At 65.4% G+C, this 25838-nt stretch carries 18 protein-coding genes; 7 read left to right on the top strand and 11 right to left on the bottom strand.

The window, feature by feature from the left end:
- Window positions 1–541 precede the first annotated feature (541 nt).
- Window positions 542–2320, top strand: coding sequence for a sodium:solute symporter (locus LG047_RS04195; RefSeq protein WP_227965637.1), 1779 nt, complete (start codon window positions 542–544; stop codon window positions 2318–2320).
- A 6-nt stretch (window positions 2321–2326) separates the two neighbouring features.
- On the opposite strand, the gene LG047_RS04200 is transcribed toward LG047_RS04195, so the two are convergent.
- The gene (locus LG047_RS04200; protein WP_227965638.1) at window positions 2327–2932 is read right to left on the bottom strand and encodes a hypothetical protein; all 606 of its coding nucleotides are present in this window, start codon (window positions 2930–2932) and stop codon (window positions 2327–2329) included.
- A 467-nt stretch (window positions 2933–3399) separates the two neighbouring features.
- Between LG047_RS04200 and rpsO the strand changes: the two genes are divergently transcribed.
- From rpsO to LG047_RS04220, 4 genes are all read left to right on the top strand, one after another.
- Window positions 3400–3669: a 30S ribosomal protein S15 gene (rpsO, locus tag LG047_RS04205; protein WP_036282518.1), complete on the top strand. Its 270-nt coding sequence runs from the start codon at window positions 3400–3402 to the stop codon at window positions 3667–3669.
- A gap of 202 nt (window positions 3670–3871) precedes the next feature.
- Window positions 3872–6025, top strand: coding sequence for a polyribonucleotide nucleotidyltransferase (gene pnp / locus LG047_RS04210; RefSeq protein ID WP_036282520.1), 2154 nt, complete (start codon window positions 3872–3874; stop codon window positions 6023–6025).
- Window positions 6026–6107: 82 nt separating this feature from the next.
- Entirely contained in the window at window positions 6108–6671 is a 564-nt protein-coding gene (locus LG047_RS04215) for a hypothetical protein (protein WP_227965640.1), read from the top strand.
- A 67-nt stretch (window positions 6672–6738) separates the two neighbouring features.
- The gene (locus LG047_RS04220; protein WP_227965642.1) at window positions 6739–7794 is read left to right on the top strand and encodes an AI-2E family transporter; all 1056 of its coding nucleotides are present in this window, start codon (window positions 6739–6741) and stop codon (window positions 7792–7794) included.
- A 35-nt stretch (window positions 7795–7829) separates the two neighbouring features.
- On the opposite strand, the gene LG047_RS04225 is transcribed toward LG047_RS04220, so the two are convergent.
- The 8 genes from LG047_RS04225 to LG047_RS04260 form a co-directional block, all read right to left on the bottom strand.
- On the bottom strand, window positions 7830–8318 hold the full coding sequence (locus tag LG047_RS04225) for a hypothetical protein (protein ID WP_227965649.1): 489 nt from the start codon (window positions 8316–8318) through the stop codon (window positions 7830–7832).
- Window positions 8319–8384: 66 nt separating this feature from the next.
- Window positions 8385–11822 carry a double-strand break repair helicase AddA gene (gene addA / locus LG047_RS04230; protein WP_227965651.1) on the bottom strand — a complete coding sequence of 1146 codons (3438 nt, stop codon included), beginning with the start codon at window positions 11820–11822 and terminating at the stop codon, window positions 8385–8387.
- Window positions 11819–14902 (bottom strand): double-strand break repair protein AddB, encoded by a 3084-nt coding sequence (gene addB / locus LG047_RS04235; RefSeq protein ID WP_227965653.1) that lies wholly within the window; start codon window positions 14900–14902, stop codon window positions 11819–11821. The genes addA and addB overlap by 4 nt, the downstream gene beginning before the upstream one ends.
- An 8-nt stretch (window positions 14903–14910) precedes the next feature.
- The gene (locus LG047_RS04240) at window positions 14911–15603 is read right to left on the bottom strand and encodes a nucleotidyltransferase family protein (RefSeq protein WP_227968429.1); all 693 of its coding nucleotides are present in this window, start codon (window positions 15601–15603) and stop codon (window positions 14911–14913) included.
- Window positions 15604–15637: 34 nt separating this feature from the next.
- Window positions 15638–17176 (bottom strand): tRNA (adenosine(37)-N6)-threonylcarbamoyltransferase complex ATPase subunit type 1 TsaE, encoded by a 1539-nt coding sequence (gene tsaE / locus LG047_RS04245; RefSeq protein WP_227965655.1) that lies wholly within the window; start codon window positions 17174–17176, stop codon window positions 15638–15640.
- On the bottom strand, window positions 17173–19701 hold the full coding sequence (locus LG047_RS04250; protein ID WP_227965657.1) for a PAS domain-containing sensor histidine kinase: 2529 nt from the start codon (window positions 19699–19701) through the stop codon (window positions 17173–17175). Before LG047_RS04250 ends, tsaE begins: the two co-directional genes overlap by 4 nt.
- 371 nt (window positions 19702–20072) lie before the next feature.
- Window positions 20073–21482, bottom strand: a complete 1410-nt coding sequence (ahcY, locus tag LG047_RS04255; protein ID WP_036282530.1) for an adenosylhomocysteinase — start codon at window positions 21480–21482, stop codon at window positions 20073–20075.
- Window positions 21483–21739: 257 nt separating this feature from the next.
- Window positions 21740–23386, bottom strand: coding sequence for a SulP family inorganic anion transporter (locus tag LG047_RS04260; protein WP_227965663.1), 1647 nt, complete (start codon window positions 23384–23386; stop codon window positions 21740–21742).
- A 304-nt stretch (window positions 23387–23690) separates the two neighbouring features.
- On the opposite strand from LG047_RS04260, the gene LG047_RS04265 reads away from it, so the two are divergent.
- Together LG047_RS04265 and LG047_RS04270 are read left to right on the top strand one after the other, a co-directional pair.
- Window positions 23691–24188: a TerB family tellurite resistance protein gene (locus LG047_RS04265; RefSeq protein ID WP_227965665.1), complete on the top strand. Its 498-nt coding sequence runs from the start codon at window positions 23691–23693 to the stop codon at window positions 24186–24188.
- A 5-nt stretch (window positions 24189–24193) separates the two neighbouring features.
- Window positions 24194–24994 carry an SDR family oxidoreductase gene (locus LG047_RS04270; RefSeq protein WP_227965667.1) on the top strand — a complete coding sequence of 267 codons (801 nt, stop codon included), beginning with the start codon at window positions 24194–24196 and terminating at the stop codon, window positions 24992–24994.
- Window positions 24995–25129: 135 nt separating this feature from the next.
- On the opposite strand, the gene rpmF is transcribed toward LG047_RS04270, so the two are convergent.
- Window positions 25130–25318 (bottom strand): 50S ribosomal protein L32, encoded by a 189-nt coding sequence (gene rpmF / locus LG047_RS04275; protein ID WP_036282538.1) that lies wholly within the window; start codon window positions 25316–25318, stop codon window positions 25130–25132.
- A gap of 89 nt (window positions 25319–25407) precedes the next feature.
- On the bottom strand, window positions 25408–25791 hold the full coding sequence (locus tag LG047_RS04280) for a CZB domain-containing protein (protein ID WP_227965669.1): 384 nt from the start codon (window positions 25789–25791) through the stop codon (window positions 25408–25410).
- Between the last annotated feature and the right edge of the window lie 47 nt (window positions 25792–25838).

A 25838-nucleotide genomic window follows, 5' to 3' on the forward strand; every position in this document is an offset into this window, starting at 1 on the left:
CTTCAGCGGCGGCGCGCTCGGGGCCGAGTTCCGGACTGAGCCTGATCGGACACGGCCGACGCATAGCCTTTGCCGCCGCCGCTCCGGACTGAAATTCGATGCGTCCGAAGTCTAGTAGGGAGCGGTCGGCGTGCACTCAGGTGGTGCGCATCGTGGCTTGTAGGCATAGGGGATCATTGCGCCGACAAATAGCGCAACACCCAGAACAATGATTGCAATTTTATAGTTCATTGCGACGTCCTGTGCTTCGTTTATTCTCCGGCCGCCCGCTGCGCCATTGGTGCTGAGGGAGCCATGATTTCGGGGACCGTGTAGTTCTGGCCGCATTTCAACCAAGGAAAGCGCCTCGCGTCCGTGACAATGTCGCTCAGCGAAATCCAAAATCGGACCAGCGCGGAATGATAACGTCGCGCGGACCGGCCATGCGTCCCGATTCAGCATGAGGAAGCCGTCGGCGGTTCCTTGTCCGCCCGGCGACAGCCGCTTGGAAGGCGCCCCCGCCTCCGTTAAACTTCCCAAGATCCATCCCGCGAGGCCAAAGATGAGCGACCGTCCCAGCGAAGCCGCCCTGTTCGACCGGGCCAATCTGGACGCGCGCATCACCTTCGTGTCCGCCAGCTTTCTCCTCGCCTATGGCTTTGCCGCGCTGCTAGACCGGGTCGGCGCGCCGGAGCGCTTCGTCGGGGCGGCGCCGCCCTGGTTCACGATCGTCGCGCTGGCCGCGCTGGGCTTCCTGCTCCATTCCATGCGCGTCTCGGTCTATTACGCGGCGGGGCGCGCGGTCCCGGCGGCCTATTCCGGCTTCGCCAATGCGGCGATCGTCATCGCCATGGTCACGCCCTTTGCGACGCGTCTTGCCGGCCGATCCTGGACGCTCGGCGTCGTGGGCGGCGTTTTTCTCGGCCTTGCGACGGCCGCCTTTTATCTCGGCCCGCTGCTGCGCAAGACCGGAGCCTTCTCCATCTCCGGCCTTCTCGCGGCGCGTTTTCCGAGCGCGGCGCCAAGGTTCGGAGTCATCGCCGCGGTGGCGCTTTCCTCCGGCCTGCTCGCCATCGCGGGCGGGCTGATCGCGGTAGACGCACTCGTGGACCTCACCGGCGCGGGCCGGACCTTCGCGGCCTTCGCCATCGCCGCGGCGACGCTCGTCATCGCGGGGCCCGGCGGCCTCGCCGGCGCCATATGGACCGCGGCCGCGGCGGGGGGCGTCGCGCTTTTCGGCCTCGGCTTGCCGCTCTTCGCGCTCGGCGCGCGGGGGGAGCTCCCCGTGAACATTCTCGGCGGCGGGCCGGGCTGGCGGGAGGCGGCCGAGCTTCTTTTCGCCTGGCGGATCGTGCCCGCGCCGATGAATCTCCTCATTGAAATCGGCGCCACCATCGCCGTCGCGCTCGGCGTCGCGACGCTCGCCCCCACCCTCGCGCCCGCCGTAACGACGAACGACCTCGCCGCGGCCCGCCGCTCCGGGTTTGCGGCGTTCGGCTGGAGCATTTTCTTCGCGCTGATGGTCGGGGGCGCCGTCGCCGCCTCGGCCATCGAATTCGCCGGCGCGACGGCCGGCCAGCCGCCCGAGCGATTGCCGCCGCCGGTTTACGCCGCCAGCAAGCGCGGCCTTGTCGAGATCTGCGGAGCCACTGTCCGCAATCCTTCCGAGGCGCAGCGCGCCTGTGTCGCGCAAGGCCTCGCGCCGGGCGCGCCGCTGAACGCCGCCGACGTCCGCCCGATGGAGGGCGTCTATTTGCTCGGCGCGCTGCCCGGCGCGTCCGGGCTGGGCGCGGCGGCCGCCGGCCTGCTCGCCTCGGGGCTGATCGCGTTGGGACTGGCGCTCGCCGCCACGGGGCTCCAAACCTGCGCCACAGCGGTCGGGCATGACGCGCTCTATCGCCTGCGCGGCGAGATCGACCTCACGAGCCGGCGGCTCGCCATTACAAGGCTGGTTCTGATCGTCGTTTCGGCCTTGGGATATGTGGTCGGCGCGACGCATATCGTCTCGCCGAGCGTATTGGTTTCGCTCGCGCTGTCGATTTCGGCCGCATGTGTAGCTCCTGCCGTGGCCATGGCCTTCTGGCCGCGCGCCGGCGATCGCGAGGCGTTGGTGGCGCTGATCGGCGGCGTGATTGGCCTCGTTGCGGCGCTCGCGGCGGCCGCTGCGGCGCGGCGCGTGGAAATCTATGCGCTCGCGGCGCTCGCCGGCGCGACGCTGGGCCTCGCCATGGGCGTTGTTTCCGGCCTGTCCACCGAGCCCGAAAAGCCCGGAGCCCGGGAGTTCATCAGGCGCGTCCTGCGCGGCGACGGACAGGTCATGGCGCCGGACAAGGGCGCCTGACAGGCCTCAGCGATCTGTATTCACGAAACTTTCTCCCGGCGTAACCTTGCCGAAAACCAGAGGCTTGTCCCTGCCGCAGTCGAAGCTTCGCGCATGTTTGTCGGCGATCTCGCGAGCGAGTTCATTGGCGTCCGAGTTCGCGACCGCATCGACATAGCCGACATGGCACACCGGCCCCGGCGGCAGGCGGGTGACGACCAGGACCCTGCCGCTCACTTTCAGGCTTTCCCGATCAGGGATGGTCTTCACGTTCCAGCGCATGATCGCCGCGAAGGGCTTGCCGCCGCGCTCGTCCAGCCGCCATTCGATCGCGCCCTTGTAAAAGTCGTTGACGGGCGCGAGCGTCTGCTCTGCGGCGGGCTCATCCTTCGCCTTTCGGCCAAAACTCACGAACATGCGCTGGTCCCCGGCGGCGAGCCATATGGGCGCGCCGGCGTAGCCTTTGCAGCGCCACTCGCCATAATCCTCGACGACATCGCCGGGGGAGCGCCGACAGTCGCGGCGCACGTCGATCTTCGTGTAGGCGGAAGTCGCGCCCTGCGCCAGAGTCGCAAATGGCGCGAGAAACATAAGGCCGGTCATCAGCAACCGGTTACGCAAAACGGTTCTCACGGATAGTCACCCTGTCTTGGCCGGACGCATGATCCCGCGCCCAACGAAACTCATGGCGCCATTACTATCCGCCGCCTTTGCGCCGGGTCACATCGCGCTCGGCGCTCTCGATGCGTGAAAAGCTCAAATCGACGCGCAGATACGGCCGACGATGCGGGGATTTTTCCATTAAACTCGATATGCCGGCGGCGCCTGGCGACAAGCGGAACGTGCCACACGGTTTCAAAGCTCGCCATGACGTAAGCGGACTGGTCCGGTCGGGAGAAGATATTACCCCCGCGGCCGCCTGAAGGTGCTGGAAGAGGCTTGAGCCGACCATCGCCTCTATCCTTCGCCGGTTTTTCTGCTATAAGGCCATCCGCACGCCCGGCTCAGCCGGGCGGCGCCGCTTTGAGGCGACCTCGCTGGACGACATCCCGGCCAAGGCCGCCCGCCGCGGGCAACTCCCGGACACAAGGAAAAGCCGGATGTCGATCACAGCCGAGCGCAAGCAGGCGCTCATCAAGGAATATTCCACCAAGGCCGACGACACAGGCTCGCCCGAGGTTCAGGTCGCGATCCTCACGGAGCGCATCGCCAACCTCACCGAGCACTTCAAGACGCATGTGAAGGACAATCACTCGCGTCGCGGCCTGCTGAAGCTGGTCTCCCAGCGCCGCCAGCTTCTCGACTATGTGAAGAAGCGGGATGAGGCGCGTTACAAGACCCTCATCGAGCGGCTCGGCATCCGTCGCTGACCGAAGCTTTCGAAAGCGGCGCCGAGAAATGCGCCGCTTTCGTCCTTATGGAGCGCCCTCATGCGGCGCTCGAGATCGAAAACCAGCGCTCAAGTCATGGCAGGATCGCCGGACGCTGCGTGGATGCTTAAAGAAATTTCCAGCAGCTTCTCGCCGTCTTGCTCATGACGAACCGTTGGCGTTCACCAGAGAAAGACAGCACATGTTCCAAGTTCACCGTGAAGAACTCGACTGGGCCGGGCGCAAGCTCGTCCTCGAGACCGGCAAGGTCGCGCGGCAAGCCGACGGCGCCGTGATGGCGAGCTGGGGCGAGACCACCGTCCTCGCCACCGTCGTCTCCGCCAAGGCCCCGAAGCCCGGTCAGGACTTCTTCCCGCTCACCGTCAATTATCAGGAAAAGGCCTTCGCCGCCGGCCGCATTCCGGGCGGCTATTTCAAGCGCGAGGGACGGCCCTCCGAGCGCGAGACGCTGGTCTCCCGCCTGATCGACCGCCCGATCCGCCCGCTCTTCCCGGACGGCTACCGTTGCGACACCCAAGTGATCGTCACCGTGCTGTCGCATGACCTCGAGAACGACCCGGACATTCTCGCCATGGTCGCGGCTTCCGCTGCGCTGACGCTCTCGGGCGTGCCCTTCATGGGCCCCGTCGGCGGCGCGCGCGTCGGCTATATCAACGGACAGCTGAAGCTCAATCCGACGATCGAGGAGATGAAGCTCTCCGACCTCGACCTCGTCGTCGCCGGCACCTCGGACGCGGTGCTTATGGTCGAATCGGAAGCCAAGGAGCTCTCCGAGGAGACGATGCTCGAGGCGGTCATGACCGGCCATCGCGGGTTCCAGCCGGTGATCGACGCCATCATCCGCCTCGCCGAGCGCGCCGCCAAGGACCCGCGCGACCTGATCGTTCCCGACCTCGCGCATGTCGCCGAGGCCGTGGCCAGGATCGCCGAGGCCGATCTGCGCGAGGCCTACAAGCACACGGTCAAGCAGGAGCGCTACGCCGCCGTCGACGCCGTGAAGGCAAAGGTGATGACCGAGCTCTTCCCCGAAGGCTCCGAGCCGGCCTTCACCAAGGAGCAGGTCGGCGAGGTCTTCAAGGAGCTGCAGGCCAAGGTCGTCCGCTGGAACATTCTCGACACGGGCATCCGCATCGACGGCCGCGACGTGAAGACCGTGCGCCCGATCGTCGCCGAAGTCGGCGTGTTGCCCCGCACCCATGGCTCGGCGCTTTTCACGCGCGGCGAGACGCAGGCGCTGGTCGTCGCGACGCTCGGCACGGGCGAGGACGAACAATTCGTCGATTCGCTCGAGGGCACCTACAAGGAGCGCTTCCTGCTCCATTATAACTTCCCGCCCTACTCCGTCGGCGAGACGGGCCGCATGGGTTCGCCCGGCCGCCGCGAGATCGGCCACGGCAAGCTCGCCTGGCGCGCAATCCGTCCGATGCTGCCGGCCGCCGCCGAATTCCCCTATACGCTGCGCGTCGTCTCCGAGATCACCGAGTCGAACGGCTCGTCCTCGATGGCCACCGTCTGCGGCACCTCGCTGGCGCTGATGGACGCTGGCGTGCCGTTGAAGGCGCCGACGGCGGGCATCGCGATGGGCCTGATCCTCGAAGGCGAGCGCTTCGCGGTGCTCTCCGACATTCTCGGCGACGAGGATCACCTCGGAGACATGGACTTCAAGGTGGCGGGCACGTCTAACGGCGTCACCTCGCTGCAGATGGACATCAAGATCGCCGGCATCACCGAGGAGATCATGAAGGTCGCGCTCGCCCAGGCGAAGGACGGCCGCTTGCACATTCTCGGCGAAATGGCGAAGGCGCTGACCACCTCCCGCGCGGAGCTCGGCGAATTCGCGCCGCGCATCGAGACGCTGAAGATCCCGACCGACAAGATCCGCGACGTGATCGGTTCGGGCGGCAAGGTCATCCGCGAGATCGTCGAGAAGACCGGCGCCAAGATCAACATCGAGGACGACGGCACCGTGAAGGTCGCGTCGTCGGACGGCAATTCGATCAAGGCGGCGATCAACTGGATCAAGTCCATCGCCTCCGATCCGGAAGTCGGCATGATCTACGAGGGCACGGTGGTCAAGACCGCCGACTTCGGCGCCTTCGTGAACTTCTTCGGCGCCAAGGACGGCCTCGTCCATATCTCGCAGCTCTCCAAGCAGCGCGTGGCGAAGACGACCGACGTCGTGAAGGAAGGCGATCGCGTGAAGGTGAAGCTGCTCGGCTTCGACGATCGCGGCAAGGTGCGCCTTTCCATGCGCGCCGTCGATCAGGAGACCGGCGAAGACCTGGAGGCCAAGGAAAAGGCCGAACGCGAGGCCGGAGCCGCGCTCAGCGAGTGATTGCGCTGGCGCACTGCTGATATATTCGAGCCGTCCGACATTGTCGGGCGGCTTTTTTTCAATCCGAGAGGGGCATTCGGCGATGCGAGGGATTGCAGTTCTTCTGGCGGCCACGAACATTGCGACGGCTGCATATGCGGAGGCGGACTACTCCCGGGTCATTTCCACCGTTACGCTAAGCTTCGAGAACGGAGACACGGATCGCGCCGCGCTCGTGGAGAACGGCGACGCCGGCGCCGACCTTTATATTTATCGCGGGCTGGAGCCTGCGCGCGATCTCGCGACGCCTGCAAAGCCCGCGCTGATCAAAAAGGACGCCGCATGGAGCGGAGCAATGTGGGGCGCGCGCCCGTCTCTCGAAACCAACGCGAAGGGGTCGCTGCTCATCAAGTCGGAGAACACCGGGATCGGCCGCGACAGGTGGAGCCAGACGCTGACGGTCGTCTATCGTAACAAGGAATTCATCGTCGCCGGACTGACGCACGAGTCATACGACACGCTCGACCCGAGCAACACGCATTCCTGCGACCTGAATTTCCTCACGGGCAAAGGCAAGCGCGATGGAAAACCCGTCGACTTCAAACGTCCGGCGCCGAAACTTGCCGACTGGTCCGACGAGAAACTGCCGAAAGAGTGCCGGTTCTAGCCGTTCCTATCAGGCCCGCCAGCCCTGATCTTCAAGAGGACAGACGCAAACACGACGGAGGGAAGAGATGACTGACGAGACGCCTCCCGGCGCGCCTGAGCCGACACGCGCGGCGGTGGACATCTTCGTTCTCGCGCGCCTCGGCCTCACGCTCGTCTTTGTCGCTGTCACGCTGCTGCTCGCGGCGCCGTTTCTCTCCAGTCTCACCTGGGCGCTCGTTCTCGCCGTCGTCTTTCTGCGTCCGCATCGCGCCATCGAAGCGGTCATGGGCCGCTCCTTCGGCGCCGCGCTTTCGGTGCTCATCGTCGCGCTGATCATTGTCGGGCCGCTGGCATTCGTGTCGGAACGGCTCATCAACGAAGCCGTCGAGGGCGCAGCTTACATCCAGCAGGAAGTGACTCAGGGCAAGTGGGTCGATTTCCTGAAGGCGCATCCCTGGCTGGAGACGGTCAATAACTGGATCGAGGGACAATTCGACCTGCAGGATGTTCTGAGCCGGGTCGGCGCCTTCCTCACCAACGCTGGCGCATTGTTCATCAAGCAATCGACCGGCCAGGCGTTGACGGTGCTGCTCTCCTTCTACATGCTTTTCTTCTTCCTGCGCGACCGCAAGGCTGGCGTCGAGGCGCTGCTGCGCCTTTCACCCTTTTCGGACATCGAGACCCGCAAGCTGATCGTGCGCATCCGCGACACGATCTACGCGATCATCTATGGCACGCTCGCCGTCGCCGCCTTGCAGGGCGCGCTCGGCGGCTTCATTTTCTGGTGGCTCAACTTCCCCTCCCCTGTGTTCTGGGCGCTGATCATGGGCCTCCTCGCCATCGTGCCGGTGCTCGGGACTTTCGTCGTGTGGGTGCCGGCGACGATCTTTCTAGCGATCGAGGGCCGATGGGCCGACGCATTGACGCTCGGTCTCTGGGGCGGCGTCGTGATCGCCAGCTCGGACAATCTGGTTCGTCCCCTGCTCATCAGCGACACGCTGCGCCTGCACACCGCCCCGGCCTTCATCGCCATGCTCGGCGGCATACAATTGTTCGGGCCCTCCGGTCTTGTGCTCGGTCCGATCGCAATGACCACGACGAGCCTGATGCTGGAGTTCTGGCGCCGCCGCGCGAGCACATAGACGGAAAACCGCACAAGCCTTTCCTGAGAAGCGCTCTATTCGAGATCCAGGCGGCGCCGCAGGAGCGCCGCCAGCTCCTCGGCGTTGTGGCTCTTTTCAAAGGCGGGGCTCTCGAATTCCTCGCCGCTCTCCAGCGCGAGCACGACGCGGTAGACGTCCGGCCCGTCATTGTCGGGAAAGAACTGCACTCGCACTTCACGCAAATTCTCGCGCCGGACCGCGGTAGTGCTTCGCCAGCCGACCCTTGTCCGCTCGATGTCGATCACGCCGTCGCGAACCCGCCAGCGCTGATCTTCGCCAAACCAGGCGGCAAGGATGAAGCCGCCCCCAACCGTCCAGGCGCCCAGAGTGAGGAAACCGAAGAACAGCGTCGAAAAATCGGGATGCAGAAAGACGTGACGAAACTCCCACGCCGGCGTCACGATGCAGAACAGGCCCGTCGCCGCGAGTCCTGCTCTCAGCCAGCCAGGTAAAGGGCGTTCGATAGAAAATTCGTCCGTGTCGATCATCTGGAGCGACACCATAGCGCGCTTCGATTATCGACAGGTTGCGGCGCCGACGCGTCTTTGCGCGCCCGTTATCAATGAAAATTAACGCTCCCGCGCCCGTTCGAACGCCGCATCGAGCGCCGCGTCCTGCGCCTCCATGGCCGTGGCCGTTTGAGTCCAGACGAGAAAGCAGCGCAAACGCTTGCCGGGATAAAGCGGCGCGATCGCCGCGCGATAGAGCGCCAGCTGGCGCAATTGATCGGGCTCGGGCGCCTCGCGCGGCCGACCGGTTTTGAAATCGGCGATGAGCACCTCGTTTTCCGTTTCCGCGAGCCGGTCAATTCGGCCGGAAACGAAAAGCCCGTTATCAAGCGCAGCGACAATGTCGACCTCCGCCGCCGATTGAGGGCCGAACAAATCCGCAAGGCCAGGATCTTCGATCACCGCAAGAGCCGCCTGCGCGATCGCATTGCGCCGCGCGTCGTCGAGTCCTTCGCCTCGCAAAGCGAGAAAGCGCTCCGCCGCCGCCCGCCGGCGCGGTTCGGCGCAGGTCGGCAGATGTTGCAGCAACGCATGCGTCAGTCGCCCCTCCAGCACCCGCTCGGCGTCACGCCGGTTCGGCGCGGCTGCGGCGCCCGACGCAAACGCGTCGGCGCCAGCGAGCGCGCTCGACGGCCGCAGCGGCGGCGCGGGATCGATTTCGCGCCGCGCCGCCGTGTGCGCGAAGGCGGGAATTTCGACCAGCGACTCGCGCGCGACCGTGCGCGCGAGGTCATGACGCGGCGGAACCTCGCCAAGCCTGAGGATTGCGCCCTCCGGCTCGAAGGGATCCGGGAACGCATTGCAGGCGGGCTCAAGCGCATCGCGAATGGCGTTGTACCAGCAGCCATCCGCCGGTCCGCGCGATCCGTGATAGCCGGCGATATAAAGCCGCTCCTCAGCGCGTGTCAGCGCGACATAGAGCAGGCGTTGATGCTCCGCGCGCTCGGCGTCGCGATGACGCGCGCGCGCCGCGCCGAGCGCCGCCGGATCGCTCGCCTTGTCGAGCGACCAGACGAGCGAAACGTCGTCGTCCTCTCCAAGCCTGAAAAGTTTCGGATCATGCTTGCCCGCCGGCGCGCCGCAGGTGTCGGGCAGGAAGACGATCTTGGCCTCCAACCCTTTCGCGGCGTGCGCCGTCATTACGCGCACCGCCGCGCCCGCCGCCTCCATGTCGCGCTTGATCGACAGGTCGAGCGTTTCGACCATCGCGAGAAAGCTCGTCAGCGACGGCGCCTGCTCACGTTCGAAAGTGAGCGCCAGACGCAGGAACTCGTCGATTGCGTCATTGGCCTCAGCGCCGAGACGCGCGACAAGTTTTGTCCGCCCGCCGCCCGGACCGAGAATCCGTCCGTAGAAATCGAAGGGCGCGAGCGTTGCCGCGTCCCGGCGCCATGCGTCGATCGTTTGCGCGGCGTGGCGATGACGCTCGTCGCCGGAATTTTTCAGCGCGCTGAAGAGAGATCCCGTCCGGCGCGGCGCCAAGGAGATGAGATCATCGTCGTCGAATCCGATGAGCGGCGATTTCAGCACCGTCGCCAGCGTGAGATCGTCCTCGACGAGAAGCGCCGCGCGGCCGAGCGCGACGAGATCATTCACCGCGATATGATCGGCAAGGTCGAGACGATCGGCGCCCGCGACCGGCACATGCTCCGCCTTCAGCGCGCGGATAAGCGCCTCGAAGAAAGGGCCCCGCTTGCGCACGAGGATGAGAATGTCGCCGGCTTCGACGGGACGCAGCCTGCCCTTGTCCTCGACGCACTCGCCGCTGTCCGGCGCCAGCAGCGTCTTGATCTTTCGCGCAACCCTGCCGGCGAGTCGTTCGGCGGGATCATTCTCCTCGACGTAATCCAGCGGCAACCGCCAATCCGCCGGCTCCTCGGCGTTCTGCGAGCCAATCGGCTCCCATATCTCCACGAGCGCCTGGACATCCGTTTTCCACGCCTCATGCTTCGGCATGCCCGCCAGCGGATCGGAGGCGAGTCCGGCGCCGTTGCCGGCATGGCCGAACACCATGTCGACCGCCTCCAATATGCCCTTCGCGGAACGAAACGATTGCAGCAGGCGCACGTCGCGAAAGAGCCGCTCGACAGTCCTGAAGCGTCGCTCGAAATCGCGCCGCATGGCGTCGAATTTCTCCGGCGCCGCGCCCTGGAAGGAGAAGATCGACTGCTTCTCGTCGCCGACCGCGAAGAAAGTGCGCGCCATATGACGCGCGCCGTCGCCGGCGCAAAACTCGTCCGCGATGGCGGTGAGAATATCCCACTGCGCCGCGCTCGTATCCTGCGCCTCGTCGAGGAGAATGTGATCGATCTGCGAGTCGAGCTTGTAGAGAACCCAGGAGGGGCTCGATCGCTGCAGCAGGCGCCGCGCGCCCTCGATGAGATCGTCGTAATCGAGCAGATTGCGGTAACGCTTGGCGCGCGAATATTCCGTCACGATTGCGTCGCCAAGCGTCGCCAGCGCCATCGAACGCTCCACAGTCGCCGCCGCCTTGCGTTTTTCGATCAGCGGCGCGAGACGATCGCGCTCTTCCTCCATGCGCTCCAGCAGGCCGGGTTCGCTTTTTACAAGGCCCGCGGTAATGATTTTCGTCTTGCCGGCGCCCCGTGGTTCGCCCTTCTGCGTGTAGAAAGCCGAGAGATAGATGTCGATGCAATCGGGGTGCGGCGCGAGCGCGTAAGCGCGCTCGAGACTGTCGGCAAGCTTGCCGTCATTGCTCGAACCACCGCGCAGAGCCTTCGCCAGAGCCGGCCAATCAGGCCAGGGCTCGCCTCCTTCGACGATTTCCTTTTCAATGCGCGCGAGCGTCTCCTCCGCGCGCAGGCCGAGCCTGGCGCGCAATCGCAGCGCGTAGGTTTCACGGTCGGAAAATTGCGCCAGCGCGTCACGATTGCCGAGCAGTTCGTCACAAAGATTATCGAATCCGAAGCCCGACGTTTCGCGCGCGACATGCTCCAGCGCGTTACGCAACGCGCCTGTGTCACGCATGGCGCAATCGAGCGCGCGCCGCTTCGATGCTTCGAGCAGCTCCGCGCGCTCCATGTCGTCGATCACGCGAAAGCCTGCCGGCGCGTTGGCCTCGAACGGAAAATGATGCAGCAGCTTCTCGCAGAACGCATGGATCGTCTGGATTTTCAGTCCGCCCGGCGTCTCCACCGCGCGCGCAAAGAGACAGCGCGCAACGTCCAGTTCCGCCCGCGACGGCCGGTCGGCGCCTGTAGCCTCTATCTCCCGGATCAAGGATTCATCGTCGAGCAGCGCCCAGCGCGCCAGAACGTCGAAGATTCGCGCCGACATATTTGCGGCCGCGGCCTTGGTGTAAGTGAGGCAGAGAATCCGCGACGGCGGCACGCGCGCGAGCAAAAGCCGCACGACGCGCTGCGACAGCACATGCGTCTTGCCCGAGCCGGCGTTGGCGGAAACCCAGGCGGACGCCGCGGGGTCGGACGCATCGCGCTGCGCGTTTTTCGTGAGGCTGCCCACGGGCCGGATCGTCATGCGCCGTCCCCGCCGCCGCGCGACCATTCCTTCACGCGCGCAAGATGATCATAGTCCCCGACGCCCGAGACGAAGGCGACGAAAGGCCGCGATGGATAAGGCGTCGCCGGCGCACGATATTGCGACAGCATTTTTTCGACCTCGACGCGATGCGTCGCGACGACGTCGGCGAAGGCCCTGTCCTTCCAGTTGAGCCATTGCGTGTCGCCGCCGTCCTTCAGGCCGACATAGGCGGCGCCCTCGACGGGATGAACGCCGACATCCGCGAAGGCGCCGGCTTCGACCATCGCGGCCTCCAATGTGAGCTGCGGCGCCCATCCTGCGCCGACCTGTTTCACGCTGGGCGGCGCGCCGGTCTTGTAATCGAAGACATAGGCGCGCCCATGCGGATCGACCTCGATGCGGTCTGCGACGGCGGTGAGTGTGAAAGTCGATCCGTCCTCGAGCGGCATGCGCCATGCGCCGCGCGTCTCGATGAAGATTTCACAGCCCTCCGATCGCCGCTCCTGCTCGAAGTCGAGGGCGTGATCGAGTCCCTGCGCGATGCGCGGCCATGTGAAAGTCGCGAAGGCCGGATCCAGAAAGAAATCGCTCAGCTTCCTGCGCGCCATGTCATGAAGCTGCGCGCGCGCATCGGGCGGCAATGGCCCGCGCGGATGGCGCATGACGAATTCCGCGAGCGCTTCATGAAGCGCCGTGCCCCTTTCGCGCGCGCCGATCTCGGCGCCCAGGGGCGCGAGCGGGACGAGTTTCAGCACATATTCGGCGTAGATCGCGTAAGGATCGCGGCGCAGCCGCTCGACGCGCGTGACGCTCAGTTTCGCCGGCCGCAGATCGATCGGCGGGCGCGGCGCAGGACGCGCGATGGTCACATAATCTCGCGGATGATCGAGCGCGGCGGCGATGGCGAGCATCCGGTCGCCGCGCGCCTTGCAGCCTGCGAAGGCGTCTCCCGCGAGCGCTTCCAGCCGCGTCAGAAAACGCGACACGACCGTCGGCGAACCGTCGCGCTTGACCGCGCGACTCAGCACGACGCTCTGCGCGCCGAGCGCCATCACAAAATCATGCGCGCTCTGGCCGATGCGCCGCTCGGGCGGCGACAGATCGAGCTGGCGCCGCATCGAGCGATTGAGAAAGGCGCCCGTGTCCGTCTGCGGCGGCCAGACGCCTTCGTCGAGACCCGCGATCAGCACGAGATCGGCCTCGATCAGACGCGCCTCGAGCGGCCCGAGAATTTTGAGGCGCGGATGCGCGCGGCGCGGACCGCGCAAGGTCGTTTCGAAGGAAATGCGGTCGAAGAGAGAAGCATAGCTGAGCGCGTCGAAGCCCGGAGGCGCCTCGGCGGCGATCAGCCTGTCGAAGAGTCCGAACAACGCCTGCGCGCCGTCGTCGGCTTCGGACGCGCCTTGCGTCAACGCCTCGAAAGCGGCGCGATGCGCCTGCGCCCAGGTGGAGAGCGCATTTTCTTCCCGCAACGAAGCATAGGGCGCAAACGCCGCCTCCAATTGGCGTAAAAGCGCTTCGATATCGCGCCATTCGTCATCGCTGATCCGATGCGCGGCGGGATGCGCATGGCGCGCGCCCGCGAATTCCCGCGCTTTGGCGACGCTGGCTGACAAGCCATGCTGGCCGGCGCCGAGCTCACGCAGCACGCCGATCTCGACCAGCGGCGCGAGCGCAGCGACCTTTTCGCGCGCGTGACCGAGAAGCGCGAGGGGATGCGCGAGGAGCGCCGCGACATTGACGGCGCTGAAACCTTCGGCGCCGATCTCTGCGACGAGCCGCGCAAGCACGCCCTCGGAAGTCGACGCCAGAGAGGCGCCGCCGGAATCGTCGATCTCGATGTCGAAGCGACGCAATTCGGCCGCGACGCGACGCGCGAGATTGCGGTCGGGGGTGACGAGCGCGGCCGTCCGTTGCGGCGTTTCCAGAGCCTCGCGCATGAAAAGCGCGAGCGCCAACGCCTCCATGCGCTCGTCCGGCGCTTCAATGGCGCTCACATCTTCGAGCGCGGAAACGAAGCTTGCGCCATGCGACGCGCGAAATAGGCGCCATGCGGAGGTCTCGATTGCGGGCAGCATCGCCTCGGCGACCAGAGCGCGACGCCTGGAAAGTTCCGGCGAAACCTTGCCGAGTTCGCACACGTCCTCCCGGTGGACGCCCATCACATTCAGCAGCCGTTTAAGCATCGTCTGAGGATGGCTGAAGGCCGGCTCGTCGTCGCTCTCGCCGACGCGCGCCCATGCGTCCGGGTTCATCTCGCGATCGAGGCCGGGAAGGATGACGGCGCCATTTTCCAGCGCTGCGATGGCGGCAAGCAGGCGCGCGGTGGTGGGATGCGCGCCGGTCGAGCCGAGCGCGATCACTGGCCCGCCGTGTTTTTGTTGCGCAAGCGCCGCAACCTGCGCTTCCAGAAGAATCTTCTGACGCGATGCGGCGTCGATGCGTCCGCGCTCGCTCAGAATGTCTGGCCACTGGTGCAGCGCGATGCGCAGGAACTGCGTCGTGATCGACCAGTATTTGTCGAATGAATCGTCGACGATACGGTCGATCGCCTCGGGCGCGACGTCTTCGATGATGAATTCGTCGATCAGCGCGCCGAGATCGGCGGCGAGCGCATAGGCGCCGGATGGCGATGAAGCGACGAGCAACGGCTCCGTCTCGTCGAGCACCGGCGCGCCTGTCGGGTCGATCGAAAGGATGGCGCGACCGATCGCCTTGGACCATTGCATGACGAGTTGCGCCAGAAGCAGCCGGCGTTCCAGTTCCTCGATCGGCGCCGGCAATGCATCGTCGAAGTCCTCGGCGCCGCCGAACAACGCCGCGGTTTCGCTTTCCTCCAGTCCGCCAAGGGGGAGGATGCGGGGCAAGAGCGTCGCGCCCTTGTCATAGGCGCGCGCGAATTGCGCGGCGAGGGCGCGGCCGGCGCGTTGCGTCGGCACATAGATCGTCGCGCGCGCCATGGCGAGCGGCGGAGACGCGCGTGAGACGGACGCGACAATTTCGCCCGCGAGAAAGGCTTCGACGAAGGTTTCGAGAAAAGGCGCGCCGGGCGCGATGGTAAAGACGTTGCGGCGCATGACGCCGCTCACTTGCGTCGCGCCGCGATCGCCTTCTCCGCGTCAGCGATCGCTGCGACCGTGCCGACATGCAACCACAATCCGCTGGAGACGACGCCATAGAGGCGGCCGTTTTCCGCAGCCGAAAAGAGGAACGGCGCGAGCTTGAAGACGTCGCTTTTCTCCTTCGCGAAAAGCTGCGGCTTGATCAGGCCCACGCCGGAGTAGACGTATGGCTTCGGTCCCTCCCGGCGAATGATCCGGCCGTCTTCGGCAAGATCGAAATCGCCCTCCCAGTCCACGCCGACGCTGCCCTGCGTCGGCGCGAGCAGCAGCGCGGCGTCCATCTTTTCCGGGTCCCACGCGCGCGCGAGCGCGACGAGATTTGACTGCGGCGCATCGATCCAGAAGGCGTCGGTGTTGCAGATGAAGAAAGGCGCGTCGCCGATGAGCGGCAGGACCTTCTTTATCCCGCCGCCCTGGTCGAGCAGCAGCGGGCGCTCGTCGGATATGACGATGCGGGGATCGGCGCGCGTGGAGAGATGCGCCTCGATCTGGTCAGCGAGATGATGCACATTGACGATCGCCGTCTTGACGCCCGCTTGCGTGAAATCGTCGAGCGCGCGATCGATCAGCGTGCGCCCCGCGACGCTGACGAGCGGCTTGGGCGTGACGTCGGTGATCGGCCGCATGCGCGTTCCGAGCCCCGCTGCGAACACCATCGCGATCTCTGGAACGACAGTTGTCAGGGCGACCTCATGCGTCGCGAAACAGTCCGGGAAGATTGGCTTCATACCACGCCTTGATGTCGGCCAGCGCCGGATGCCTCAGGCTCTTTTTCAGATAGGATTCCACACGCGGCAGATGCGCGAGATATTGGGGTTTGCCGTCGCGTTGATCAAGCCGCGCAAAGATGCCGAGCACTTTCGTCGCGCGCTGCGCCGCAAGAATCGAATAGGCTTTGGCGAAAGCGGCCATATCGAATGTCGAGTCAGCGTCGCGGCGCAGCTTGGCGTAATGCGCGAGCAACCGCAACTCCAGTTCGTCCGCCACCGTGACGCGCGCGTCCTGTCCGAGCGAGGCCATGTCATAGGCCGGATGCCCGAGCACGCAATCCTGAAAGTCGATAATGCCGACGCGCGCAATTCCCTCGCGACGGTCGAGCCATAGCAGGTTCGGCGAGTGATAGTCGCGCAGCGTCCATGTCGGCGGCGCCGCGGCGACATCGGCCAGCGCCTGGCGCCAGAGATTGGTGAAGATCGCGCGCGCGCCCGAGGCGACTGTCGCCTTCAGATGACCGACATACCATTCCAGCAGCAGATCCACCTCGACGAGCAGCGCGTCGAGATCGTAGGGCGGAATGTGGTAATTGCCATCGCCCGCGACGGGCAGCATGTCCGGCAGGCGGCGCGAATGGAGATGCGCGAGCGCCGCTGCGGCTTCGAGATAGCGCTCCGTGATCGGCCCATTCGCGTCGACGACGCCCTCGCGGCCGAGGTCTTCCACGATGAGCAGCCCCGCGTCGAGATCCTGGCCGTAAATTTCCGGCGCGGAGAGTCCCTGCTCACGCAGACCGTTGGCGAGCGCGACGAAGGGCCGGACATTTTCCGCAAGACGCGCGATGGCGCTGTAGGATTTGCCGTAGCGGATCGGCGGACCGTCGGGACGGGGCGGCGAGATCATCAGGATCGCGCGCTGTCCATTGGGTTTTTCGAGCGTCTCATAGGCGCGGGTCGAGGCGTCGCCGAGCAGGAAGCTGCGCTTGGCGTCGCTCCACCCTTCCCTGCGCAGAAGCTCGCGCAACGCCTTGAAGGCGGTGAGGCGGGGAGCGTAGGCGCCATGTCCGGAGATGGTGGCCCGGCGCGCATCGCGATTGTCGGCGTCGGCGAAGCTCAGGCGGATGTCGAGCCGGTCCGGCGGCATAGCATCCGGCGCGCGCTCGGCCCATTCGACGAGCACGATCGAATCGTCCGTCGCCTCCTCCCAGCCGAGGCCGGCGAGTTCGGACGATGAAGAAATGCGGTAGAAATCGGCGTGCACGATGCGCACATCGCCGCTCTCGTAAACCTGCATCAGCGTGAAGGTCGGGCTCGGGGCCTCGAGCGTCGGATCGCCGAGCAGCTTGCGCATCAGCGCCCGGGCGAAGGTCGTCTTGCCCGCGCCGAGGTCGCCGGCGAGCGTCACCGTATCGCCGACCTTTACAAGCGACGCGATGTCCTGCGCCAGCGCGATAGTTCCTGCTTCGTCGGCGATGTCGACGCGCCAGACTGATTTGCCCGCGGCTTCCTCGGTCATTCCGCACCTCCTCCGGCCGCCGCTGGCCTGTCCTGCTCATTCACCGCCTGCGCCGGGAAGACGCAGGTGACCGTCGTTCCCTCGCCCGGCGCCGAGTCGATGAAGACCTTGCCGCCGTGCAGCTCCATGAAGGCGCGCACGATCGAGAGGCCGAGTCCGACGCCACGATGTCGCGAGCCTGCCGTATGGGACTCGAAGCGATCGAAAACACGTTCGAGAACTTCCGGCGGAATGCCGCGGCCGCGGTCGGTGACCTTGAACACCACCTCGTCGCCCCGTCGCATGGCGGCGAGCGTCACGGTCTGACCCGGACGCGAGAAGCCGATGGCGTTGGAGAGAAGATTGAACAGGATCTGCCGCACGCGCTTGGCGTCGCCCCGGAACGTGCCGACATCGTCCATCGCGACGATCTGCACGTCGATCGAATTTTCGGCGAGACGGTCCTGCACGCCCTCGATCGCCGCGCGCATCGTCGCCTCGGCGTCGACATCGGAGAATTCGAGCTCCAGCGCGTCCTGATCGATCGTCGCGAGGTCGAGGATGTCGTCGATGATCGCGAGCAGCGCGGCCGAGGACTTGCTGACATAGCCCAGATATTCGAGCTGGCGCGGATTGAGCGGGCCGGTCGATTCCTCGCCGAGCAAGTGGACGAAACCGTTGATGTTGTTGAGCGGCGAACGCAGCTCGTAACTGACGTGATGGATGAAGTCGTTGCGCAGTTTCTCGGCGGCGAGCAGCGCCTTGTTCCGGTCGGTGAGCGCGCGCTCGACATTAACGTCGGCCGTCACATCGACGAACGTCAGCAGCGCGGCGCCGTCGAGCAGGGATTGCGCCGTGCAATCGAGCACGACGCCGTCGCTGCGCTCGATGCGGCGCGTGAAGCCCTCACGCATTTCTGCGAGGCCCGTGACGAAACATTGCAGCTCCGCCCATGTCTCCGCATTGTCGTGCAGTTTCCTGCATTGCGCGACAATCGCGTCGAACCGCGGCTTCTTGTCGAGCTGTTCGACATCGAGCCGCCACAATTGCGCAAAGGCCGGATTGCAGAAATTCAGCCGTCCGTCGGCTCCGAAAACCGCGACGCCCTCGCGCAGCGTCTCGAGCGTCTCGCTCTGCGTGCGGTTGAGCGCATTGAACCGCGTCTCGAGATCGTAGGCCTTCGTCGTGTCGTCGTAGAGATAGGTGACGCCGCCCTGCGTATTGGGATGCGCAACGACGTCGATGATGCGCCCGTCCGGGAGATGCCAGGTGTGGCGGATCGGCTCGGGCGAGCGATAGGCCTCGAAGAGCCGTTCCTTCCAGGCCTTGTAGTCGCTTTCGACAGGGACTCGCTGCTCGGCGCGCAGCCGGTCGAGGATTTCGCCGTCCGTCGGCTTTTGTTCGAGGAACGGCGCGTCGATCTGCCAGAGCTTGGCGTAGGCGTCGTTGTGATAGATGAGCCGGCGGCCGCGATCGAAGATAGCCACCGCCGTCGGCAACTGATCCAGCGTTCGCACATGTGACTGCATCTGCTGCTGCAGATCAGCGCGCACCGTCTCGACTTCGTGACGGTCGATGGCGATCGAGGCCGCCATTTCGGGCGTCGCGGTCTGCGTCACGTCGAGCAGATGGCGCTCGCCGGCGACGACGGCCGGAACCCGCGCCCGCCAGACGGCGCCTTTTTCGAGCGATTGCGCCGCCGCGGCGCGCGCCGGCTGTTCGAGCAGTTCGAGCCCGCGCGCAACGGCGTCCCTGGGCTCCGCCGCCTCGACGGCCGCCGCATAAGCGCTGTTGACGAAGGAGAGCCGCCCCTCGGCGTCGCGTATCCAGACCGGCGCCGGCGTCGCCTCCAGCAACGTTCGGAGGCCCGCAAGTTCGTTCTGCGCCGCCGCATGGCGCTCCCGCAAACCGATGAGCTCCAGTCGGTCGCCCGAGACTTCGCGTATGCGCAGGACGGCGCTTCCGCCGACGGCGCGGCCCTCGGCGTCGAAATGGCGCCCGGCGAGTCCGGCGAGCGGCATGCGGAACCCCTCGCCCTTTCGCCGCAGGCTCTCGACGGCGGCTTCGAGGTCCTGCGCGTCCTTGGGCGCAAGCCAGGCGCCGAAGCCGAGGATGCGGCGCGGCGAAACGGATTCCGCGAGAAGCATCGACGAGGCGTTGATGTCGGGCTCGCTGTCGGGCCCCGCCCAGGCGATGAGGATCTGCGCCTCGCTCGCGAGAAAGGTCTTGGCGCGATCAAGTCTTGCGCGGGTCTCCTCCAGCTCCTCGACGAGCGCGGCTTCGCGCCGCTGCCATCTCTTGCGTTCGCTGATATGGGTCAGCGCCACCACGGCGGAGAACAGCGCCAGTCCGCCGCTGAAGGCGAAACTAACGACCTCCGAGTCGAAAGGCAGACCGCCGACGAGATTGATGGCTTGCGCCGAGGCCGCCTGGGCGAAGAGCGCGCCGGCGACGAGCGCGGAAACCCCGCCCGCGAGCCGCGCCCGCAAACGCGCGGCGGACCGGGAAGTCCTTTCACCGGAATGCGGTTCGTCGCGTCGCGTCATCGCCGAGACGCCTCCGCTCGCGCACATTCCAGCCTGCATGTCATGATTACCGGTCTCCACGGTCGATTGCGGGTGCTCTTCACAACAACGCCGTAGGCGGACACCGCGACGAACGCGCAAACGCCGCCTGAAAAGACGCGGGCCGTGCGCGTGATCTCCGGGGAGGAGACAAGCGGCTCGCAACTGAAACTCTGCTGAAGCCGGTTCGGTGACGCGCCGTACGAATCACCCCAATCTAGAACGCAAGCGACCAAAACGGAATCGTGTTTCTCGATGTAATTTCGCAGTCGTGAAAAAAAGACGGCCCCGCTCCAGCGAAGGAGGGGGCCGCGAAGTCTGGTTTGGGAAAACGAAAGCCGGGGAGGCTCGTATCAGTAGCGGTAATGCTCGGGCTTGAACGGGCCGTTCTTCGGCAGGTTCAGATATTTGGCCTGCTCGTCCGTCATCTCCGTGAGCTTGACGCCGATCTTGTCGAGGTGGAGCGCCGCGACCTTTTCGTCGAGCTGCTTGGGCAGCGTGTAGACGCCGACCGGATACTGGCCCTGCTTGGTCCACAGCTCGATCTGCGCCAGCGTCTGGTTGGTGAAGGACGCCGACATCACGAAGGACGGATGGCCCGTCGCGCAGCCGAGGTTCACGAGACGGCCTTCAGCCAGCAGGATGATGCGCTTGCCGTCCTGGAACTCGATCTCGTCGACCTGCGGCTTCACATTGTGCCACTTGAGGTTGCGCAGGCCGGCGACCTGAATCTCCGAGTCGAAGTGGCCGATGTTGCAGACGATGGCGCGATCCTTCATGGCGCGCATGTGCTCGGTCGTGATGACGTCGACGTTGCCCGTCGCGGTGCAGAAGATGTCGGCGCGCGAGGCGGCGTCTTCCATCGTCGTCACTTCATAGCCTTCCATCGCCGCCTGCAGGGCGCAGATCGGGTCGATTTCGGTCACGAGCACGCGGCAGCCGGCGTTGCGCAGCGAGGCGGCCGAGCCCTTGCCCACGTCGCCGTAGCCGGCGATGCAGGCGACCTTGCCGGCCATCATCACGTCGGTCGCGCGGCGGATGCCGTCGACGAGCGACTCGCGGCAGCCATAGAGATTGTCGAACTTCGACTTGGTGACCGAGTCGTTGACGTTGATCGCCGGCCAGAGGAGTTTGCCCTCCTTGTGCATCACATAGAGGCGATGCACGCCCGTGGTCGTCTCTTCGGTGACGCCCTTGATGGCGGTGGCGTTGCGGCCATACCAGCCCGGATTGGCCTTCAGGCGCTTCTTGATCGCGGCGAAGAGGACTTCCTCTTCCTCATTGGTCGCCTTGTCGAGGAAAGCGGTGTCGCCCTGCTCGGCGCGCAGGCCGAGATGGATGAGGAGCGTGGCGTCGCCGCCGTCGTCCAGGATCATGTTCGGGCAGCCGCCGTCGCCCCACTCGAAGATCTTGTGGGTGTAGTCCCAATAATCTTCAAGGCTCTCGCCCTTGACGGCGAAGACCGGCGTGCCGGTGGCGGCGATGGCCGCGGCGGCGTGGTCCTGCGTCGAATAGATGTTGCAGGAGGCCCAGCGGACGTCGGCGCCCAGCGCCTTCAGCGTCTCGATGAGGACCGCCGTCTGAATGGTCATGTGCAGCGAGCCGGCGATGCGCGCGCCCTTGAGCGGCTGCGACGGGCCATATTCGGCGCGGGTCGCCATCAGGCCCGGCATTTCGGTCTCGGCGATGTTGAGTTCCTTGCGGCCCCAGTCGGCCAGCGAAATATCGGCGATGGCGTAATCGTTGAAGTGATGAGCGGTCATGAGAATCCTCTGCTCGGGAAGGCCGCCGGCGCCCCGGCGCTGAGGGGGCTATAGCAGGGGCGAAGACAGAAGGCAATAAACATATAAAGATTTGTTTATGTCAATTCCAGATCCTTTTACCCATACCGATCGTGGGGAGAAGGGGCCGGCAAACGCGTCAGGCTCCATGATTTCGCCTGAAGCCGTCCAGGGCCGCGTGAGCGGGCGCTGAATGGTCGTGTCGACAGGTCTTTCGCCCAAATTGTGATGCGGCGCCCTCACGCCACCCGCTTTCTCGGCGCCAGCGGATGCGCGGAGGTCGAGGCGTGGTTGTCCAGCCCGCCGACCTTGGCGCGGCCGCCGGCGCGCTCGTAGTCCTGACAATAATTGTGCAGGAACTCCATCACCGTATGATCCACCGTCGCCGCGTCGGACAGATCGAAGACCACGGTCTTGCCGGGCGGAATGAGCGCGAGGTCCTTCTTGAGCGCGATGACATTGGCGAAGAAGGCCGCGCCGACGAGCTTCACACTGTAGACGCCTTCTTCCGTCGCCGTGATGTCCAGCCGCAGCCGTAGAACCTCGCTCCAGTTCACGCTTCGCCAGAAGTGCAGGACGAACTCCGCCACAACGCCGATCACGACGCCGATGAGGAGATCCGTCGCGAGCACGCCGACGATGGTGATGACAAAGACGCCGAGTTGGTCCCAGCCGATCGCCAGCGTCTTCCTGAACTCGCTTGGAGAGGCGAGCCGATAGCCCGTGAACACCAGCAGCGCGGCGAGCGAAGCCAGCGGGATCTCATGGATAAGCTTCGGGAAAAGGGCCACGAAGATCAGCATGAAGAGGCCATGGAAGAAATTCGACCAGCCCGTGCGCGCGCCATTGTTGCAGTTCGCGGAGCTGCGAACGATCTCCGCAATCATCGGCAGGCCGCCAATCATGCCGCAGATGACATTGCCGACGCCGACGGCGGCGAGGTCGCGGTTGAGGTCCGAGGTCCGCTTCCAGGGATCGAGCTTGTCCACCGCCGCCGCGCTGAGCAGGCTCTCGAGGCTGCCGACGAGACAGAGGGCGATCACCTGCTGCCAGAAACGGAGCGAGAGGATCAGCGAGAAATCCGGAAAGGCGAAACCGGCGAAGAAGTTCTCGGGGATCGCCACGAGGAATTTCGGGCCGATCGTGAATTCGTGATGCGGCAGGAAAGGCGTGTCAGGCAGGAAGAGGAAGATGTGCTCGTCCTCGAGATCGAAATATTGCCCGAGCGCCATGCCGACGATGACGACGACGAGCGGCGCCGGGATCATCTTCACGTAACGATTCTTGACGAGCGACCAGGCGAACAGAATGGCGAGGCCAACGCCGCCGATCGTCGCAACCTCGGGGTTCATGTCCCGCAAGGTCGAAGGAATGGCGCCGATGGTCTGAAACAGCGTTTCCGCTTCCGGCTTAACGCCCATCATCACATGGAACTGCTTCGCCATGATGATGATGCCGATGGCGGCGAGCATGCCGTGCACGGCGGATGACGGGAAAAAGGCGCTGAGCTTGCCGGCCTTGAAATAGCCGAGCAGCGTCTGGGCGACGCTGGCGCAGACGATGGCCGCGAGCGTGTAGCGATAGCCCGCCATGGCGTCGCCCTGCCCCAGCTCCTGTACTGAGGCCAGAACGACCACGATGAGGCCCGCCGCCGGGCCGTTGATCGTGACGAAGGATCCGTTGATGCGGGAAACGAGGATACCGCCGACGATGGCGGTGATGATGCCTGCTTGCGGCGGAAATCCAGAAGCCATCGCGATGCCCAGGCAGAGCGGCAGGGCGATGAGAAAGACGAGGAAGCCCGCCGCGGCGTCCGCTCGCCAGTTCTGGCGCAGTCCGGCAAGCCCCGTGCGAGGCGCCCCGGCGTCGTGGATATTGCCGTTCATTACTGTTGCAAACTCCGTCGCAGAAGGATGAGCGCCCGTCACAAATTCAACCGGCGGACCACCCCGCAGCTTTGCTTTCAGGTGGTCGCGCTGATCCGCTCTTATATTCATCCGCTGGTCCCATAGGGAGGGCAGGCGCCCAAATTTTGTCCTTCCGGAAAATCCCTGCGCCCGGCCGGGAGGCGACGACGCCGGAAAAATCGGCGACGCCATTTTCGAGGCGCATGTTTACGTGGCTACCCTTCCGCCGCCCTCTCCTCTATAGCAAGGTCGACGCCACCTTCCGCCGCCCAGCCGAGAAGCCATGCTGACCGCCCTGAAAAACTTCATCAACGAACTCACCGGCGAGGCCGAGCGGCCCAAGCCCTTGGAGGCCGCCGATTATCAACTGGCCGCCGCCGCGCTGCTGGTCCACATCGCCTCGATCGACGGCGAGTTCGACGACAGTGAGCGCGCCCGCATCCAGCAGCTGGTGGAGGCGCGTTTCGGGCAGTCGCCGGAGGAAGCGCGCGAACTGATCGACGCCGCGCGCGAAAGCGAGGCCGACGCCGTCGACCTCTATCGCTTCACCAGCGTGCTGAAACGACGTCTCGACGAAGACGGCCGCCGGCAGGTGATCGGCATGTTGTGGGACATGGCCCACGCCGACGGCGAAGTGCACGAGTTCGAGGAGAATGTCGTGTGGCGCGTCGCCGAGCTTCTCGGCGTCTCGACGCGCGACCGCGTCGAGCTGCGGCGCGAGGTCCGCGACAGTCTTGCCGCGCCGCCCGCGGAAGGCCCCTGGTCGCGGCCAAAGGAGTGAGGCCGATGAGCGACAGTTCAACGATCCGCCCCGCCGCGATCGTCACCGGCGCATCGGAGGGCATTGGAGCCGAGCTTGCCCGTGTTTTCGCCGCAAAGGGCCATGAGGTCGCGCTCGTCGCCCGTCGTCGCGACCGGCTGGAGACGCTCGCCGATGAAATCGAGGGCGGGGGCGCGAAGCGGCCGACCATCATCGATCTCGATCTTCTGGCGGAGGGCGCCGTCGAGGCGCTGGCCGCGCAACTCGCCGAATCCGGCCTTGCGCCCCAGTATCTCGTCAACAACGCCGGGTTCGGGCTGATCGGCCGCGCGGCTGAGCTCGATCAGTCGGAACAGTTGGCCATGATCGACCTCAATATTCGCGCGCTCACCGCGCTGACGCTTCGGTTCCTGCCCGACCTCGCGGCGACGAGGGGCGGCGTGCTCAACGTCGCCTCGGTCGCATCCTTCATGCCGGGGCCCGGTTTCGCGGTCTATTACGCGACCAAGGCCTTCGTGCGCTCCTTCAGCGAGGCCATCGCGCAGGAGCTGAAGCCGCAGGGCGTGAAGGTTTCCTGCCTGTGTCCCGGACCCGTGCAGACGGGATTCCAGGCGCGCGCCGGCTTCGATTTCAGCGGCGCGATGGGGGCGATGAAGCCCGCCATGCTCCCGGCGGAAGAAGTCGCCCGGCAGGGCTATGACGGGCTGATGGCCGGCAAACGCGTCGTCGTGCCGGGGACGATCAACAAGCTGCTCGTCTGGAGCGCAGGGGTAACGCCGCGCGCGATTCTGCTGCCGATTCTGGCGACGGCGCAGCAACGCCGCTGAGTCGCTCGCCGAAATCGGGAGGACGCGCCGCGCGCCCCTCCGCTGAAAAAAATGCGGCTGGCGGCGGGGAAACGCGCAAACAAAAAAGCGAGCCGACCCGGCCCGCTTTTCATAATCCTGTTCCTGAAGTCAGTCTTATTCTTCCGCAGACTTGACCTTGAGCACCTGACGGCCGCGATACATGCCGGTCTTCAGGTCGACATGGTGCGGACGGCGCAGCTCGCCCGAGTCCTTGTCCTCGACATAGGTCGGCGCCTTGAGCGCGTCGGCGGAACGGCGGAAGCCCCGCTTCATGGGCGAGGTTTTTCTCTTCGGAACGGCCATTTTCTATTTCTCCAAACCGCGAAGGCCGCGAGCGAAGCGCGCGCGGCGGAAACAGGTGGGGTGCGGATACACGAAAAAACCGGCGCTGGCTAGTCTTCTGCAAGCGCGTCGGCGTTCACGACGGCGTCGCGCCACAAGCTGGACATCGCAGTTGCGAGCCGGGTGGAGGCGGCTTCATAGGCCGTCGCGGGGTTGAGGGCAAATTCCGCTTCGGCGTAACGGCGCTGATTGACGAGAAGCGCGATCTTGCCCGCCTCGAGGTGAAAAATCGCATGGGCGCCGGCGCATTCCCGATAGGCGGAGAGATGACCGTATTTTTCCCTGGCCGGGCCATGAAGCCATTGACCCAGGGGGCAGCGGTCGTGCTTTCCGATGGTCGCCGCGTCGAGTTGCTCTTGGGCGACGATCGCCCTACGCAGCGTGCGCTTCCAGGCGCCATGCGCCGCGATCGCCTGATTGAGATCAAAATCCATGACGCGTCTACCCTGGCTTTGATCGACGCGAGACGCGCCTTTCGAAG

The sequence above is a fragment of the Methylocystis sp. WRRC1 genome, assembly GCF_020733155.1.
Taxonomy (GTDB): domain Bacteria; phylum Pseudomonadota; class Alphaproteobacteria; order Rhizobiales; family Beijerinckiaceae; genus Methylocystis.